This window comes from Rhizobium freirei PRF 81, assembly GCF_000359745.1.
GTDB lineage: Bacteria > Pseudomonadota > Alphaproteobacteria > Rhizobiales > Rhizobiaceae > Rhizobium > Rhizobium freirei.
This window is the reverse complement of the sequence record NZ_AQHN01000056.1, coordinates 134,165-149,002: the sequence shown is the minus strand read 5'-3', so window position 1 is coordinate 149,002 and position 14,838 is coordinate 134,165. Positions and strand designations below refer to the sequence as shown.

The following is a 14,838-nucleotide window of genomic DNA, read 5'->3' as shown; positions in this document are numbered from 1 at the left end:
GCCATCTTTGCAACTTCCGCTCGTCGTGATTGATTGCGCTGTACCATTTGGGGGAAGCGCATGAACCGGGTTCTTTTGACTGCAATCATAGCTGCGACACTATCGGGCTGCGTCTCTCCTAATCCGGTCAGCACGACATCCGATGGCTACCGCATCGAGAAATTCAGTCGGGGAACGGTTTCTGTTGGCAGGAGCGCAAACCCGCTAGCTGCTGGCAATTGGAATGTGTCGTGCCCGACCGATGCAATGACCGATAAGCGCAATTGCAGCATTACGTCCTTGTCGGGGGCTTTGTTCATTGACTACGGTAGTTCACCATCACCCCAACGCGTCTGCGCCTTGTTGCATGATGCACCGGGCACGACCGCGTTGATCAGGATTGATAGCCACCCGGCGGTTGCTACGGATACACAGGGTTGCGTTCGGGCAAGCCGGATCATTCACCAGATGAGAAGCGGCGGCACTTTCCTGGCGCGCGTTGGCGCCATCAATGACTGGTCGCCCGATCTACGACCCGTCATCAAGGACGAACGCGCGTCGCTCGAAGGATTGAACAAGGCCATGGAAACCGTTGCGGATATCCAGGCGGGAAGGCTTGCCGTCAAGCCATAGGAATGGCGGCGAAAGGCTTCTGCTGCTCCCGTTACCCGGCTTTTTACTTGAATGAAGGCCGCTTCGCTCTTATAAGGCGGCCATTCCCAACAAAAGACGTGAACAGGGGTGCCATGGCTGGCCATTCACAGTTTAAAAACATCATGCACCGCAAGGGTCGTCAGGACTCGGTGCGTTCCAAAATGTTCTCGAAGCTGGCGCGTGAAATCACCGTCGCCGCCAAGGCGGGCCTGCCTGACCCGACCATGAACGCGAGCCTGCGCCTGGCGATTCAGAACGCCAAGGCGCAGTCGATGCCGAAGGACAATATCGATCGCGCTATCAAGAAGGCGTCCGGTGCCGACACCGAGAATTACGATGCGATCCGTTACGAAGGCTACGGCCCGGGCGGCACGGCGATCATCGTCGAAGCGCTGACCGACAACCGCAACCGCACGGCTTCCAACGTCCGCTCGATCTTTACAAAGGCCGGCGGCGCGCTTGGCGAAACCGGTTCGGTGTCCTTCTCCTTCGACCACGTCGGCGAAATCACCTACAAGCCGACCGTTGGCGATGCCGACAAGGTGATGGAAGCGGCGATCGAAGCTGGCGCTGACGATGTCGAAAGCGACGAGGAAGGTCATTGGATCATCTGCGCCTTCGAATCTCTCGGTGAAGTTGCCAAGGCGCTCGAAGCGACGCTCGGCGAAGCCGAAACGGTCAAGGCGATCTGGCGCGCGCAGAACAATGTGCCGGTCGACGAAGAAAAGGCCCAGTCGCTGCTGAAGCTCATCGACAGCCTCGAAGACGACGACGACGTTCAGAATGTCTACTCGAACTTCGAAGTTTCGGAAGAAGTTCTGGCCAAGCTCTCGGCCTGATCCATCGAGATCCATCAAAAGGCCGGCTGCAGCGATGCGGCCGGCTTTTTGCGTTATGGCGTTGTTGCGCGCGTGAAATCGTCGCGGAAGGCGGCGAGATCGGGTGCGGCGACATCGGAGACGGCCCAGAAGACCAGCCCGTCCGCATGCCATTCGACGAAATTGTAGCCATCTTTCTCGGCATTGCTGCGGGTTTCCGCAGTGGCCGGCCAGATGAAGAGATTGATGACATGGCCGTGCCGGCGATAGATCAGCGCCGCCACCACCCGGCCATCGAGGTAATCCACCCTGCCGCCGACGAGGGGAAAGCCTCGAGCCGCCAGATCGACCACGGGCGGTGAGAAATCGATCTTGCCGTTGAACCACGGTTTGACGGTGTGCTGGTCGGAGGTCAGCACATCTGTCAGATGATCGGCGAGCATCGAGCGTACATGGCTCGCAAGAAGCTGATCTTCGATCGTCTGGCTCTGCTGCGGCAGGTTCAGCACCAGCATGAGGCTTGCGGCCAGAACGGCGAGCGACGGCACGAAGCTCCATTCGCGAACCAAGCGCCAAGCGCGCCGCCATAGGCTTTCCGTTTGGATCGCGGCCATCGCGCGCTTCGTCATGGCCTGTTCCAGCGTAAGTGCGGCCTGAACGCGGGCATGGACGATATCCGGCGCTTGCCATTTGACACCTTCGCGTGCGGAAAGTCGCTTGACCATCATGGCATTCTCCATCTCCCTTGCACATTCGGCGCAAGTCGCCAGATGTGCCTCGAAACGCGCCGCATTCGCTGCGTCCAATTCGCCGTCGATGAAGCCGTGCAGCAGGTCTGCCCACTCGCCGTGATCATTGTGTTTCCCCTCGCTCATCGTGCCGCCCCCTTTTCGTCGAGGCTGCGCCAGGCCTCGCCGAAATCGCGGCGGGCGCGGGCAAGGCGCGACATGACGGTGCCGATCGGCGCGTCGATAATGTCGGCGATCTCCTTATAGGAAAGATCCTCGAGCTCACGCAGGACCAGGACTTCGCGCATGGCATCGGGCAACATGTTGATGACCTCACGCACCCGCTGCGTTTCCGACTTGCGGATGAAGGCGGCCTCCGGCGTATCCTCCTCGGAAGCGGGATCGGGTGAGGGCGAGCCTTCATCCAAGTCTCTTTCGTCGGTCATCGGCTGTTCATAACGGGTCTTGCGCCGGCCCTCCTGCAGCCAGGCATGATAACAGTTGCGGACGATGGTGAAGGTCCAGGCGCGGGCATCGCCGTCGCGAAAGCCGCCAAAGCCGCGATAGGCGCGCAGATATGCCTCCTGCACGATGTCCTGCGCCGCATCGGCGTCTCGGCTCAGGAAGCGCGCGAAATTATAGGCGGCGTCCAGATGCGGAATGATCGTGCGCTGGAAGCGGCGCATGGTCTCGTCAGGGGAGGCGATTGCGCGCTGCAGCGGCCCGGCATTGGCCGTCGGCTCCGCCACCGTCATAAGGATGGCGTGATGGGCCGTTTTCAGTTGCGCTAGGAAAGTGTGCAAGCGAGCCAAAAGCCCAGCCAGCCTGCGTATCGCGGTGGTTTGCGGCCAATTCCAAGTCCATGCGTTGACTTGGTCGCCGAGCGTCATCGAAGTCATAAATCGGGCGTCTGTCATCATGATCCCCGCAAAACGCCGATGCCGACTGTAGGCCTCGGATACGGTGCTTGCAATGTTGCCTGCGATACTAGATCGCGACGACGTGCGTTTTATTCCCGATCGGATGCAAAAAATCGCAGATACTGAATGCGGACGCCCGTCGTTCTGCCGCTTCAATCCGGTTCCACAAAAATAACGCCATATATCTCAATGGCTTGCGAGAATTCTTCGTACGGCTGGGAATAAGCGCTCATCGCCATCGATCTTCTTCCTCAGTGGACGGCCGCGATCTGAAGCGTCCTCCGCCTGGCTCGAAAGCCATAACCCTGAGGAGATATTGCGATGTTTGATATGACCCGCCGCGCCGTGCTCGGTACGGCCGCCGCTGCGGCAGCTTTCGGGCTGTCGTCGAAGCTCGAATTCATCCCGCAAGCCTTTGCTGCCACGCCGCTGGAGCCGACGGTCGGCTTCTACAAATACAAGGTCGGTTCGATCGAGGTGACCGCCATTTATGACGGCATCTGGCGCAAGCCGCATGATCCGGCCTTCATCAAGAACGCCTCCGTCGATGATACCAAGGAGGCGCTTTCCAAGGCGGGGCTCACGACCGATTTCATGCCCATTCCGCTGACTGTCGTCGTTCTCGATATCGGCGGACGCAAGATCATGATGGATGCCGGTTCGGGTGTCGGGCAGTGGCAGACCAACGCCACGCATCTGCCGGCCAACATGGCCGCCGCCGGCATCGACTACAAGAAGATCGATACGATCATGATCTCACATTTCCATCCGGACCATGTCTGGGGTCTGATGGAAAAGGGAACGAACACCGCCGTCTTCCCGAATGCCGAGCTGATCGTCAATGCCGCCGAATTCAACTGGTGGACCGATCCCGGCCGCGTCGACAAGCTGGCGGAGGGCCGCAAGGAGGCCGGCCGGCGCATCGCCTCCGTCTTCCCGACATGGAAGAACTGGAAGCTAGTCGACGATAATGCCGAAGTGGCACCCGGCGTGCATATGCTGGCCGCATACGGCCATACGCCGGGCCATTCCGTCTTCCTCATCGATGGCGGCAGCGAGCAGCTGATGGTTTCGGCCGACATCATGTACGTGCCGGCGCTGCTCGCCCCCCATCCGGAATGGGAAGGCGCTTACGACCAGGACGGCCCGATGGCCGTCGCCACCCGCCGCAGGCTCGTCGATCGCGTCATTGCCGACAAGATCAGGATTTGCGGCTCGCATTTCCCATTCCCGGGCTCGGGCACCTTCGTAAAGGACGGCAATTCCTACGGCTTCACCCCCACCATCCAGGCCTGAGCGGCCACAACAGGAGCAAATACCATGTTCAGACATGCCATTTTCGGGATCGCCAGCCTGTGTGCCGTCACCATCCTTCCGGCCGCAACGGCAGGCGTCGCCTTTGCCGTCGACAATATGGAATCGACCGATGCGCCGGACCTCACTTCGGTGCGCGCCAAGATTGGCGCGAAAGACTATGCGGGCGCTCTCGCCGAGCTTCGCGACATCGCCGAGGAGCACCAGCAGGCCGATGTCTACAATCTGATGGGCTTCACCCTGCGCAAGACCGGCGACTTCAAGACGTCGCTCACCTACTATACCAAGGCCCTGGAACTGCAGCCGGATCACAAGGGCGCGCATGAATATCTCGGCGAACTCTATGCCGAGACCGGCGATATGCCCAAGGCCCGCGAGCAGCTGGCAGCACTGACCAAGCTTTGCCCGGCGGGATGCGAAGAGCTTGAGGATCTGACGAAGGCGATCGCCGCCAAGAGTACCAACTAGCGCACGGCCTCAGCCGATCCGGCGGCATTTCCATTCGACGAAGTCGCGGAAATGCCGCCGGGCAGGATCGGAGAGCGCGCGCATCTCGACGGGAAGGAGACAGGTCATGGAATTCGAAGAGGAGAGTGCCGTTCTTGTGAATATGGCCGATATGGCATTGCTGTTCGGCCGCATCTTGCTGTCGCTGCTCTTCCTGGAAGAAGGCATCGAACTTGCCAGCAATTTCGACAATGCTCTGGAGGCCATGGCCAGGCTTGGCGTGTCAGCCCCCGTCGCAATCGCAACCATCGTGCTGCAGCTTGGCGCCGGCCTTGCCATTGCGCTCGGGCTGATGACCCGCTTGGCGGCGTTTGGCCTCGGCCTGTTCTGCCTGCTGACGGCGCTGCTCTTTCACACGAACTTCGCCAGCCACAATGAGTTGCTGCACTTTGAAAAGGATCTGGCGATCTCCGGCGGCATGTTCGCGCTGATCGTCGCCGGCGCCGGCAAGCTGTCTCTGGACATGCTCATCCGGCGTCATTGGAAGACGAGGCTCCTCGCTTGAGCTTGTCGAGCGCCCGGTGAGCCGCATATACAGGATCGGCTCACCGGATAGACTGCGCGCCTTCGAAAGTCAGGCGACCTTCTTGAAGCTTGAAAGCGTCGCGAAGAGTTCCACCGACTTCAAGCGCGCCTCGATATCGTGGATCGGCATCGAAATGATGACTTCATCGGCTTCCGTGTCCTTGACGAATTGCGAGAGCTTCGCCTCCGCCGTCGCCGGTGAGCCGACCACGGCGTAGCGCAGCGTATTTTCCACATTCAGTTTTTCCATCGGCGTCCAGAAATCGTCCATGTCGCGGCGCGGGCGGGGGAAGGGGCCGCGCACGTTGCGGCGCAGGTTGACGAATTGCTGCTGTGCCGAGGTGAAATAGTATTGGGCCTCTTCATCCGTATCCGCCACAGCGCCCATGGCGCCGACCATCACATAAGGCTTGTCGAGCGTGGCCGAAGGGGTGAAGCGCTCGCGGTAGATGGCGATGGCGTCCAGCAGGGCTTCCGGCGCAAAATGCGAGGCAAAGGCATAGGGAAGGCCGAGCATGGCGGCGAGATGGGCGCTGTAGAGGCTGGAGCCGAGCAGCCAGATCGGCACGTTTGCGCCGTGGCCGGGAATGGCGAGGATGATCTGGTTGTCGTCAGCCGGGCTGAAGAGGTGCTGCAGCTCGACGATATCCTGCGGAAAGCTCTGCGCGCCGGCATCGATATTGCGGCGCAAAGCCTGCGCCGTGCGCATGTCGGTGCCTGGCGCGCGGCCGAGCCCGAGATCGACGCGGCCGGGGAAGAGAGCTTCCAGCGTGCCGAACTGCTCGGCAATGACGAGCGGCGAATGGTTCGGCAGCATGACGCCGCCCGAACCGATGCGGATGCGGGAGGTCGCAGCGCCGACATGGCCGATGACGACGGACGTCGCGGCGCTGGCAATACCCGGCATGCCGTGATGTTCGGCGAGCCAGAACCTGTTGTAGCCAAGCTCTTCCGCCTTCTGCGCCATGCGCTTCGAGCTTTCGAAGGACTGGCGGATGGTGCTGCCTTCGGCAACGGGCGAAAGATCGAGGATGGAAAAGGGAACCATGGCAAGAAACCTGCGTGGTGGAAGGGAGGGTCGCACCCACATGTAGGAGTGCTGTGCGCCTATTCCAAACCCCGTCGCCGCAATTTCGTCACGATGTTTTCAGCGCGGCACCGGCGGTCCAATCTGTGTCTCGTTTTTGTTTTGTTCACATTTTGCTGGCACATCTACGGCCCGAAAGATAGGTTGTCTTATGCAGAATACGATTCGCATCATCGGCATTGATCCGGGCTTGCGCCGCACCGGCTGGGGTATCATCGATACGCTCGGCAACTCGCTTCGCTTTGTCGCTTCGGGAACCGTGACCTCGGATGGTGACATGGATCTCGCATCCCGCCTCTGTCAGCTTCACGACGGGCTTGCCGAAGTCGTTCACAGCTATCAGCCGGATGAGGCCGCCGTCGAGCAGACCTTCGTCAACAAGGATGCGGTGGCGACCTTGAAGCTCGGTCAGGCACGCGGCGTTGTTATGTTGGTGCCGGCGCGTGCCGGCCTGCCAGTCTCGGAATATGCGCCGAATGCGGTCAAGAAGGCCGTCATCGGCGTCGGCCACGGCGAAAAGCAGCAGATCCACATGATGCTGAAGATCCTGATGCCCAAGGTGGAATTCAAGGGCAATGACGCGGCCGATGCGCTCGCCATTGCCGTCTGCCATGCGCATAACCGCGGGGCGAGCCGGCTGCGGCAGGCGGCGTTGGCGGGGTAGTTTGTTCTTGTGGTAATGATAATTCTTACCATAAGATTTGGAGAGCAAGAATGCGCGTGACATCCAAAGGACAGGTGACAATCCCCCGCGACTTGCGTGAGCTGGCTGGCATTGAGCTCAACAGCGAAGTCATATTTTCCGTGGAGGATGGAAAACTGGTTGTTTCGCCCAAGAACGGTAAGCGGGAAATCGAGGACAGGCAGCGGCTCGATCGGTTCATGGCCACTCTTAAGCGCTTGGAAGGCACGGGCGATCAGGATATCGACGCCGAAGCACTGATGTCGATGACGCGTGACCGGTAATCATGGTCACGATCATCGACACGAATGTGTTGGTTGACTTGGCGATACCCGGTTCAGCTTGGCATGGTTGGTCCAGCAGTCAGGTTCTCTCTGCTTTTAAACAAGGGCCGGTCGTTATCAATTCAATTATCTATGCGGAATTTTCGGTGCGTTACAGCAACATGGATCGAGTGGACGAGCTGCTGCCGCAAAGCGAATTTCGCCGTGAAAGCCTTCCCTGGTCGGCAGCATTCGCCGCGGCGGCGGCTTTTAGGATTTATCGTCAGGCGGGCGGTGGGAGGGAGCGCATTCTTCCCGATTTTCTGATCGGCGCGCACGCCGCAGTGCGTGGTTATTCCATACTGACGCGAGATCCCAAGGGCTATCGTTCCTACTTTCCCTCGATCGACCTCATCACTCCTGAAACGCATCCCTGACGGACATCACCCATGATCGGCAAGCTCAAAGGCACAATCGAAGAGATCAGCGAAGACTATGTGCTCGTGGATGTGCACGGCGTCTGCTATGCCGCCTATTGCTCGGCCCGAACGCTGTCGAAGCTCGGTTCCGTCGGCGAGGCCTGCATTCTCTTCATCGAGACCTATGTGCGCGAGGATCAGATCCGTCTTTTCGGCTTCATGACGGTGCTGGAGCGCGAATGGTTCAACATCGTGCAGACGGTTCAGGGTGTTGGCGCCAAGGTAGCGCTTGCTCTGCTGTCGACACTGACGCCGGCCGAGCTTGCGAATGCGATCGCCTTGCAGGATCGTGCCGCTGTTTCGCGAGCGCCGGGCGTCGGTCCAAAGGTTGCCATGCGCATCGTGACGGAACTCAAGAACAAGGCGCCGGTCTTTGCCGGCGATGCGGCCAATATCGGGCTCAAGCAGGAACTGGGAGATGGGGTTGCCGCAGCGCCCGTCGCCGATGCCGTTTCCGCGCTCACCAATCTCGGCTATTCCCGCGATCAGGCCGCCAATGCCGTGGCCGCAGCCTTGAAGACGGCCGGGGAAGGCGCCGACAGCGCCAAGCTGATCCGCCTCGGCCTCAAGGAACTCTCGCGGTGAGGCTTTGCACCTTCCGTGTTCCTGACTATTGTTTCCAAGTGGAGAGATCGACTTGCGATGCTGTCGCATCGAACGATATTTTAAGCGCGAAAGACATGATGCCGCCTTCGGTATGGGGGCTGCACAACGCATACCGGGAATGGAACCGCTGACATGAGTGAAGCCGCACGTCTGATATCGCCGGAAAAGCGGGGCGAAGATATCGATGCGACGCTCAGGCCGCAGTCGCTGGACGAATTTACCGGCCAGGCGGAGGCGCGCGCCAATCTGAAGGTCTTCATCGAGGCAGCCAAGGGGCGCGGCGAGGCGCTGGATCACGTGCTGTTTGTCGGTCCGCCCGGCCTCGGCAAGACGACGCTGGCGCAGATCATGGCCAAGGAGCTCGGCGTCAATTTCCGCTCCACCTCCGGGCCGGTTATCGCCAAGGCGGGCGATCTTGCCGCACTGCTGACCAATCTCGAGGAGCGCGACGTGCTCTTCATCGATGAAATTCATCGCCTCAATCCAGCTGTCGAGGAAATCCTCTATCCGGCCATGGAGGACTTTCAGCTCGATCTCATCATCGGCGAGGGGCCGGCGGCGCGTTCGGTGAAGATCGATCTTGCCAAGTTTACGCTGGTTGCCGCGACCACTCGCCTCGGGTTGTTGACGACGCCGTTGCGCGATCGTTTCGGCATCCCGGTGCGGCTGAGTTTCTACACTGTTGACGAGCTGGAGCTGATCGTTCGGCGCGGCGCAAGGCTGATGGGCCTCGGCATGACCGACGAGGGCGCGCGCGAGATTGCGCGCCGTGCCCGCGGTACGCCCCGCATCGCCGGTCGCCTGTTGCGCCGCGTGCGCGATTTTGCGGAGGTTGCCAAGGTCGAGGCGGTGACGCGGGAAATTGCCGACGAGGCGCTGACACGGCTCCTCGTCGACAATGTCGGCTTCGATCAGCTCGACAAGCGTTACCTCAACATGATCGCGGTCAATTTCGGCGGCGGGCCTGTGGGCATCGAGACCATTGCCGCCGGACTTTCCGAACCGCGCGACGCGATCGAAGACATTATCGAGCCCTATATGATCCAGCAGGGCTTCATTCAGCGCACGCCCCGCGGCCGCGTTTTGACCGCGATCGCCTGGAAACATCTCGGCCTGCAGCCGCCCAAGGATCTGGAGGCTGCCCAGTTCCGGCTGTTCCAGGAGGGGGATTGATGCTCGGCCGTCGTGCCTTTCTGAAGCTCTTTGGCGGCAGCCTATTCGGTTTGATGGCACTCGGAGGCTATGCCTTTGGATATGAACCCGTCATTCGGCTGGACGTGACCCGCTATGCGCTGACGCCGCCTGGATGGACGCCGGGGCTGAAGCTTCGGATCGTGGCGCTTGCCGATTTCCATGCCTGCGAGCCGTGGATGTCGGCCGAGCGCATAGGCTCGATCTGCGCCCATGCCAACGGGCTTGGCGGCGACATCATCGTCCTGCTCGGCGATTATACCTCGGGAACCGATCTCATTACTGGCAAGGTTGGTCATCGCGCGTGGGCTGAGCAACTCGCGACGCTGAGGGCGCCGCTTGGCGTCCATGCCATCGTCGGTAATCACGACTGGTGGCACGATGCGGCCGCTCAAAGAAGCGGTCGAGGCCCGACATTCAGCCATCGCGCCTTAAGCGGCGTCGGGATCGAGGTCTATTCCAATCGCTCCGTGCGTCTGGAAAAAGACGGGCACGGGTTCTGGCTTGCCGGTATTGAGGATCAGCTTGCCCTGCGCCGGAGCATCCGCTGGAAGCGGCCGTTCACGCAGGGGCTCGAGGATATCGGCGGGACCCTGGCGCAGATCACCGATGATGCGCCGGTTATCCTTCTCGCACATGAGCCGGATGTTTTTCCCGCCGTTCCATCGCGGGTATCACTGACCCTGTCGGGGCATACGCATGGCGGGCAGGTGAGGATCTTCGGCTGGTCGCCTTATTCGCCGTCGCGGTACGGCGACCGGTATGTTTATGGCCATATCGTCGAGGAAGACCGCCATATCATTGTTTCCGGCGGCCTCGGCTGCTCCATCATGCCCGTTCGCTTCGGAGTTCCGCCTGAGATCGTCGTGATCGATGTAGGGTGACGATCATGTCGAAACGCAAGCTCATCAGATTGAATGCTGGTCGCTCACGTTTTCAAATGCGTGTGGCTGGCCTGGGCTTTCGCGATGGGCATGTGCTGGTGCATCGCGCCGTGCACGAAAGCTTTTGGACGTTTCCCGGCGGCCGCGCCGAGATCGGCGAGACCTCCGAGGAGACCCTGCGACGGGAAATGCAGGAGGAGCTTGGCATCGATGTCACGGTGGAGCGACTGCTCTGGTCGGTGGAGAATTTCTTTCATTATGAGCGGCGCGATTGGCATGAGCTCGGGCTCTATTATCTGATGGAAATACCCGCAAGCTTCCCCTTCCATCCGGAAGAGATCGTCCACCGCGTCGAGGACGGCGATAACGATCTGGAATTCAAATGGGTGCGGGCGACGCGCGAAGCACTGGTGGCGCTCGATATTCCGCCCTATTTCATTGCTGAGGAAATCGAGACCTTGCCCTTGGCGCCGCGTCATCTCGTCTGGCGGGATGGCGATCTCGACAAGGCCTAGGTCATTTTCGCTTTTCTTCGAATCGCGAAAACGCCCAATCTTCTTGTTTCTTTGCGCATTCCGGACGAAAAACCGCTGCGTACTTTTCCGGGAAATGCTCCAGTCAGGAGGCTCCATGTCCGCTTTCGATCCCGTTCGCAGCTTTCGCAAGCTTGCCTATAACAACGCTTTGGCGAATATCCGGCTGCATCGGGCCTGCGCGGCGCTGCAGCCTGGCGAATTCGAAGCGACGCGCGTCAGCTTCTTTCCATCGATCAAGGCGACCCTCAATCACATCCTGACCGTGGATTGGTTCTATGTCGATGCGCTGGAGGGCGGCACGCTGGGCCTGAAAGCTTTCGATATCGAGGAGCCGTATGATCGGCCGGATGATTTGGCCGCACGGCAGGCCGAAGTCGACCGGCGATTGGTGGCTTTCTGCGAGGGACTGACGCCGGCGATCGCCATGAGGATCGTCGATATCCAACGTGGCGGCCGCATCCAGCGGGATCGGGCAGACGATGTGCTGAACCATCTGTTCCAGCATCAGACGCATCACCGCGGCCAGGTGCATGCCATGCTTGCCGGAACCAGCGTTGCGCCGCCACAGCTCGACGAGTTCATCGTTGCCGACGATGCACGGTTCCGAGGTGCTGAATTGGCGGCGCTCAATTGGGACGAGGCGAAGCTGATGCGCTGACGCCGGCATGGCGCTTCGGCATCGTCCTCGCCAAGGTTTCGATCGTTTGCTTCAATAGCGCCTTTCCGCCGCCCTGCCATCCGAGCGCGCGAATCTTCGCCGTATTCATGATGCCGGCTGCGTCCTCGCGGGTCTGAGCGGGGAGGGGATGGGGACAGTCTAATGCCTGCTGGAGGTAGCCAAGGATTTCACGGGTATCGGTCAGCATATCCGACAGGTTGAAGGCCTCGCCGTCGATGCGGCCCGCTTCCGTTTCTAACAGCAAGCGCACGGCGCGGCCAAGATCGCGGCCGTGGACTTCAGTTCCCGCACGAGAAGGAACCGGCTTGCCGCTCAGATAGTCGTCGAACAGATCATCCCACTTGTTGGGCCGCAGGTCGCCATAGACGCCTGTCGCTCTCAAGCTCGTGGTCGCAAAGCCGGGTGCAGACAGGGAAAAGAGGGCATGCTCCGCATCGTGCTTTATTTCACCATAGAGCGTGTTCGGCATCGGTTTGGCCGCTTCGGTCAGCTCCTCTCCGGCAATCCCCTCGCCATAAACGGCGCGGGAGGAAAGGAAGACGCAGCGGCGGATGCCGGCCTTTCTGGCCGTCTCGAACAGCTTGACCGTGCCATCCAGATTGAGCCGGCGAAATCCCTCAGGGTCTTCCCCTTCACCGCCGCGGTATTTGCCGGGGATATGGCTAAGGGCGGCGTGCACGAAGACATAGGCGTCATCGAAAGCATGGCTCTGGGTTTCGGCGGGATCGAGGCTAAGCGGCACGAAGGGGACGGGCCGGGAAAAGAAACCCGCAGGTGGCGCGTTGCGCCCACCGATCGCGATCTTGTATCCGGCGGCAAGCAGCTCCTCGGCGATATATCGGCCGACGAGACCCGTTCCGCCGGATAGAAGAACTTTCATGCGGCGGCTCGCGGATTGGCGAGGGTCGCGATGTCAGGTACATCCTGGCCGGTATGAAAGCTATGCCACAAGTCGATCAACGGTCGCAGCTGCTCGGCCTTCGGATGGTTTTCCTCCCAGGGCTTTTCATACTGATAGTGCAGGATCGAAACGCTGTTCCAATTCCAGAGGGCGGGCATGCTGAACCAGACATATTGCAGCATGTTCATGAAGATCGGCAGGCCGTGCCAATCCGGGAAAAAGGCCTCGAGAAAGGTCTGGTCCGTCCGCCGCCAGAAAACATCGGGGCGATCGAGCTGTCTCAACATGTCCTGAAACGTCGCAAGCGACGGTTTGGCGACGAAGACGCCGGAATTCAGCCGATGAAAATCGGCCAGGCTCTCATAGACGTTCGGCGCGGCGGAAAATTCCGGATAATCGAAAAGCCGGTCGACATTCCGCAGCACCAGCGCATCGGCATCGATGAAGACACAGGTGTCGTATTCGATGAGCTGCCATAGCCGCAGCTTGCAGAAATTGTCGAGCGGTGTGTGGAACGAAGGCTTGCGGCCCTTGGTGAAGGGAGCCGCCGCATGGAGGTTGCCGCCTGCATGCCGCTCGTTGAAGCCATCCGACAGCGGCAGGTGTTCGACTTCGATGAGACGGCAGTCGAGCGCGGCGAGCGGAGCAAGATCGCTTTCGCGCACGCCGGCAGTATGCAGCACGACGATATCGGCCCTTGTGCCGGTGCGAGCGATCGAACGCGCCAGCGCCAGCGCGCCCATGGCATAATCGGCATTCGTGACCAGCGTCACGAAGGCCTGGCCGGAACGGGGACGGGTGTGCGGGCGCAACCCCTGCAGCATTTCGCTTCCGAGCATCATGACACGGACTTCAACCTCTTGCCCTCGGGATCATGGTTGACTGTCGCGGCGAGATCCTTCGTCCAGGCCGATACCGCCGGAACGCGCGATCGGTCGACGCGATAGGCATATTTCTTGGCGACATCGACGATCTCGCCGAGCAGGCCGGCTTCGAGCGTGATCGGCTCCAGGCCGAGGCCCAGGAATTTGTCGTTCTTGACGATCAGTTCGTTTTCCGGCGCTTCCTTGCGCGGGTTCGGCAGGCGGACGATTTCGGCACCGCTGACCCTAGCGATCATCTCGGCGAGATCGCGTATGCGGTGCGTTTCCGTCATCTGGTTGAAAATTTCGACGCGGGCACCACGGGCCGGCGGGTTCAAGAGCGCAAGTTCGATGCAGCGCACCGAGTCCTGAATATGGATGAAGGCACGGGTCTGGCCGCCGGTGCCGTGCACGGTCAAGGGATAGCCGATCGCCGCCTGGATGAGAAAGCGGTTGAGCACCGTGCCGTAGTCGCCGTCATAGTCGAAACGGTTGATCAGCTGCGGATGCCGGCGCGCCTGCTCGGTGTGCGTGCCCCAGACGATGCCTTGATGCAGGTCGGTGATCCTCAGCCCATCGTTCTTGGCATAGAACTGGAAGAGCAGCTGATCGAGGCATTTCGTCATGTGGTAGATCGAGCCGGGATTGGCGGGATAGAGGATTTCCTGGCTGACGGTGCGACCGTCCGTCGTATCGATGCCGACCGGCAAGTAGCCTTCGGGGATGGCGGCGCCTATCGTGGAATAGCCATAGACGCCCATCGTGCCGAGATGCACCAGATGCGCGTCAAGATTGAGCTCGACGAGCGCGTTCAGCAGATTGTGGGTCGCGTTGACGTTGTTGTTGACCGTGTAGTTCTTGTGGCGGTCGGTCTTCATCGAGTAGGGAGCGGCACGTTGTTCGGCGAAATGCACAATCGCATCGGGGCGATGCTCGGCCAGCCACTTCTTCAGAAGCTCGTAGTCCTTGGAGAGATCGATCAGATTGAAATGGATGCGGCGGCCGGTTTCGGCGTGCCAGATGCGGGTGCGTTCCTGGATCGAATCCATCGGCGTCAGCGACTGGACGCCCAGTTCCGTGTCGATCCATCGGCGGGAGAGATTGTCGAGGATGTGGATCTCATGACCGGCGTCGGAGAGGTGGAGCGAGGTTGGCCAACCGATGAAACCGTCGCCGCCCATAACCGCTATTTTCATGAGATGTTTCCTTCTGCGCCGATCCG

The 14,838-nt window shown here is 60.4% G+C and carries 19 protein-coding genes; 13 read left to right on the top strand and 6 right to left on the bottom strand.

From position 1 onward, the window contains the following. Positions 1–60 precede the first annotated feature (60 nt). Together RHSP_RS34645 and RHSP_RS12705 are read left to right on the top strand one after the other, a co-directional pair. Complete coding sequence (locus RHSP_RS34645; RefSeq protein ID WP_157385343.1) at positions 61–612, top strand: hypothetical protein; 552 nt, start codon at positions 61–63, stop codon at positions 610–612. A gap of 113 nt (positions 613–725) precedes the next feature. Continuing rightward, on the top strand, positions 726–1,472 hold the full coding sequence (locus tag RHSP_RS12705; RefSeq protein ID WP_037151600.1) for a YebC/PmpR family DNA-binding transcriptional regulator: 747 nt from the start codon (positions 726–728) through the stop codon (positions 1,470–1,472). Between the two features lie 53 nt (positions 1,473–1,525). On the opposite strand, the gene RHSP_RS12700 is transcribed toward RHSP_RS12705, so the two are convergent. After that, on the bottom strand, positions 1,526–2,326 hold the full coding sequence (locus RHSP_RS12700; protein ID WP_037151597.1) for an anti-sigma factor family protein: 801 nt from the start codon (positions 2,324–2,326) through the stop codon (positions 1,526–1,528). Continuing rightward, the gene (locus tag RHSP_RS12695; protein WP_004117353.1) at positions 2,323–3,078 is read right to left on the bottom strand and encodes a sigma-70 family RNA polymerase sigma factor; all 756 of its coding nucleotides are present in this window, start codon (positions 3,076–3,078) and stop codon (positions 2,323–2,325) included. The genes RHSP_RS12700 and RHSP_RS12695 overlap by 4 nt, the downstream gene beginning before the upstream one ends. Positions 3,079–3,420: 342 nt before the next feature. On the opposite strand from RHSP_RS12695, the gene RHSP_RS12690 reads away from it, so the two are divergent. The 3 genes from RHSP_RS12690 to RHSP_RS12680 all read left to right on the top strand — a co-directional run bounded on the left by RHSP_RS12690 (position 3,421) and on the right by RHSP_RS12680 (position 5,425). Continuing rightward, positions 3,421–4,395 carry an MBL fold metallo-hydrolase gene (locus tag RHSP_RS12690; protein WP_004117351.1) on the top strand — a complete coding sequence of 325 codons (975 nt, stop codon included), beginning with the start codon at positions 3,421–3,423 and terminating at the stop codon, positions 4,393–4,395. A 24-nt stretch (positions 4,396–4,419) separates the two neighbouring features. Then, positions 4,420–4,881: a tetratricopeptide repeat protein gene (locus tag RHSP_RS12685; RefSeq protein WP_004117348.1), complete on the top strand. Its 462-nt coding sequence runs from the start codon at positions 4,420–4,422 to the stop codon at positions 4,879–4,881. Positions 4,882–4,987: 106 nt separating this feature from the next. Beyond that, the gene (locus RHSP_RS12680; protein WP_004117345.1) at positions 4,988–5,425 is read left to right on the top strand and encodes a DoxX family protein; all 438 of its coding nucleotides are present in this window, start codon (positions 4,988–4,990) and stop codon (positions 5,423–5,425) included. 69 nt (positions 5,426–5,494) lie between these two features. Here RHSP_RS12680 and RHSP_RS12675 read toward each other — a convergent pair whose 3' ends face one another. Continuing rightward, positions 5,495–6,493 (bottom strand): LLM class flavin-dependent oxidoreductase, encoded by a 999-nt coding sequence (locus RHSP_RS12675; protein ID WP_037151593.1) that lies wholly within the window; start codon positions 6,491–6,493, stop codon positions 5,495–5,497. Between the two features lie 190 nt (positions 6,494–6,683). On the opposite strand from RHSP_RS12675, the gene ruvC reads away from it, so the two are divergent. The 8 genes from ruvC (at position 6,684) to RHSP_RS12635 (ending at position 11,831) form a co-directional block, all read left to right on the top strand. Next, positions 6,684–7,196 carry a crossover junction endodeoxyribonuclease RuvC gene (gene ruvC, locus RHSP_RS12670; protein WP_004117339.1) on the top strand — a complete coding sequence of 171 codons (513 nt, stop codon included), beginning with the start codon at positions 6,684–6,686 and terminating at the stop codon, positions 7,194–7,196. A 50-nt stretch (positions 7,197–7,246) separates the two neighbouring features. Further along, entirely contained in the window at positions 7,247–7,498 is a 252-nt protein-coding gene (locus RHSP_RS12665; protein WP_004117336.1) for an AbrB/MazE/SpoVT family DNA-binding domain-containing protein, read from the top strand. Positions 7,499–7,500: 2 nt separating this feature from the next. Then, positions 7,501–7,914 carry a type II toxin-antitoxin system VapC family toxin gene (locus RHSP_RS12660; RefSeq protein WP_004117333.1) on the top strand — a complete coding sequence of 138 codons (414 nt, stop codon included), beginning with the start codon at positions 7,501–7,503 and terminating at the stop codon, positions 7,912–7,914. 12 nt (positions 7,915–7,926) lie between these two features. Beyond that, a complete protein-coding gene (ruvA, locus tag RHSP_RS12655) occupies positions 7,927–8,541 on the top strand; it encodes a Holliday junction branch migration protein RuvA (RefSeq protein ID WP_037151588.1) in 615 nt (204 codons plus the stop codon). Between the two features lie 153 nt (positions 8,542–8,694). Next, on the top strand, positions 8,695–9,735 hold the full coding sequence (gene ruvB / locus RHSP_RS12650) for a Holliday junction branch migration DNA helicase RuvB (RefSeq protein ID WP_037151585.1): 1,041 nt from the start codon (positions 8,695–8,697) through the stop codon (positions 9,733–9,735). Further along, positions 9,735–10,637 (top strand): metallophosphoesterase, encoded by a 903-nt coding sequence (locus RHSP_RS12645; protein WP_004117324.1) that lies wholly within the window; start codon positions 9,735–9,737, stop codon positions 10,635–10,637. The genes ruvB and RHSP_RS12645 overlap by 1 nt, the downstream gene beginning before the upstream one ends. Positions 10,638–10,642: 5 nt before the next feature. Next, entirely contained in the window at positions 10,643–11,152 is a 510-nt protein-coding gene (locus RHSP_RS12640; RefSeq protein ID WP_004117321.1) for an NUDIX hydrolase, read from the top strand. Positions 11,153–11,267: 115 nt separating this feature from the next. Beyond that, complete coding sequence (locus RHSP_RS12635; RefSeq protein WP_004117318.1) at positions 11,268–11,831, top strand: DinB family protein; 564 nt, start codon at positions 11,268–11,270, stop codon at positions 11,829–11,831. Here the strand turns inward: RHSP_RS12635 and RHSP_RS12630 are convergent. The 3 genes from RHSP_RS12630 to RHSP_RS12620 are packed head-to-tail and all read right to left on the bottom strand — an operon-like array spanning position 11,800 to position 14,812. After that, positions 11,800–12,732 carry an NAD-dependent epimerase/dehydratase family protein gene (locus tag RHSP_RS12630; protein WP_004117315.1) on the bottom strand — a complete coding sequence of 311 codons (933 nt, stop codon included), beginning with the start codon at positions 12,730–12,732 and terminating at the stop codon, positions 11,800–11,802. The genes RHSP_RS12635 and RHSP_RS12630 overlap by 32 nt on opposite strands. Beyond that, positions 12,729–13,595: a glycosyltransferase gene (locus RHSP_RS12625; protein ID WP_004117312.1), complete on the bottom strand. Its 867-nt coding sequence runs from the start codon at positions 13,593–13,595 to the stop codon at positions 12,729–12,731. Before RHSP_RS12625 ends, RHSP_RS12630 begins: the two co-directional genes overlap by 4 nt. After that, on the bottom strand, positions 13,592–14,812 hold the full coding sequence (locus RHSP_RS12620) for an NAD-dependent epimerase/dehydratase family protein (RefSeq protein WP_004117310.1): 1,221 nt from the start codon (positions 14,810–14,812) through the stop codon (positions 13,592–13,594). Before RHSP_RS12620 ends, RHSP_RS12625 begins: the two co-directional genes overlap by 4 nt. Positions 14,813–14,838 lie beyond the last annotated feature (26 nt).

Coding starts and splice junctions, on each gene's coding strand:
- RHSP_RS12630 (WP_004117315.1), bottom strand. CDS start 12,732: ATGAAAGTTCTTCTATCCGGCGGAACGGGTCTCGTCGGCCGATATATC.
- RHSP_RS12620 (WP_004117310.1), bottom strand. CDS start 14,812: ATGAAAATAGCGGTTATGGGCGGCGACGGTTTCATCGGTTGGCCAACC.
- RHSP_RS34645 (WP_157385343.1), top strand. CDS start 61: ATGAACCGGGTTCTTTTGACTGCAATCATAGCTGCGACACTATCGGGC.
- ruvB (WP_037151585.1), top strand. CDS start 8,695: ATGAGTGAAGCCGCACGTCTGATATCGCCGGAAAAGCGGGGCGAAGAT.
- RHSP_RS12645 (WP_004117324.1), top strand. CDS start 9,735: ATGCTCGGCCGTCGTGCCTTTCTGAAGCTCTTTGGCGGCAGCCTATTC.
- RHSP_RS12685 (WP_004117348.1), top strand. CDS start 4,420: ATGTTCAGACATGCCATTTTCGGGATCGCCAGCCTGTGTGCCGTCACC.
- RHSP_RS12675 (WP_037151593.1), bottom strand. CDS start 6,493: ATGGTTCCCTTTTCCATCCTCGATCTTTCGCCCGTTGCCGAAGGCAGC.
- RHSP_RS12660 (WP_004117333.1), top strand. CDS start 7,501: ATGGTCACGATCATCGACACGAATGTGTTGGTTGACTTGGCGATACCC.
- RHSP_RS12695 (WP_004117353.1), bottom strand. CDS start 3,078: ATGACTTCGATGACGCTCGGCGACCAAGTCAACGCATGGACTTGGAAT.
- RHSP_RS12680 (WP_004117345.1), top strand. CDS start 4,988: ATGGAATTCGAAGAGGAGAGTGCCGTTCTTGTGAATATGGCCGATATG.
- ruvC (WP_004117339.1), top strand. CDS start 6,684: ATGCAGAATACGATTCGCATCATCGGCATTGATCCGGGCTTGCGCCGC.
- RHSP_RS12640 (WP_004117321.1), top strand. CDS start 10,643: ATGTCGAAACGCAAGCTCATCAGATTGAATGCTGGTCGCTCACGTTTT.
- RHSP_RS12700 (WP_037151597.1), bottom strand. CDS start 2,326: ATGAGCGAGGGGAAACACAATGATCACGGCGAGTGGGCAGACCTGCTG.
- RHSP_RS12665 (WP_004117336.1), top strand. CDS start 7,247: ATGCGCGTGACATCCAAAGGACAGGTGACAATCCCCCGCGACTTGCGT.
- RHSP_RS12690 (WP_004117351.1), top strand. CDS start 3,421: ATGTTTGATATGACCCGCCGCGCCGTGCTCGGTACGGCCGCCGCTGCG.
- RHSP_RS12635 (WP_004117318.1), top strand. CDS start 11,268: ATGTCCGCTTTCGATCCCGTTCGCAGCTTTCGCAAGCTTGCCTATAAC.
- RHSP_RS12625 (WP_004117312.1), bottom strand. CDS start 13,595: ATGATGCTCGGAAGCGAAATGCTGCAGGGGTTGCGCCCGCACACCCGT.
- ruvA (WP_037151588.1), top strand. CDS start 7,927: ATGATCGGCAAGCTCAAAGGCACAATCGAAGAGATCAGCGAAGACTAT.
- RHSP_RS12705 (WP_037151600.1), top strand. CDS start 726: ATGGCTGGCCATTCACAGTTTAAAAACATCATGCACCGCAAGGGTCGT.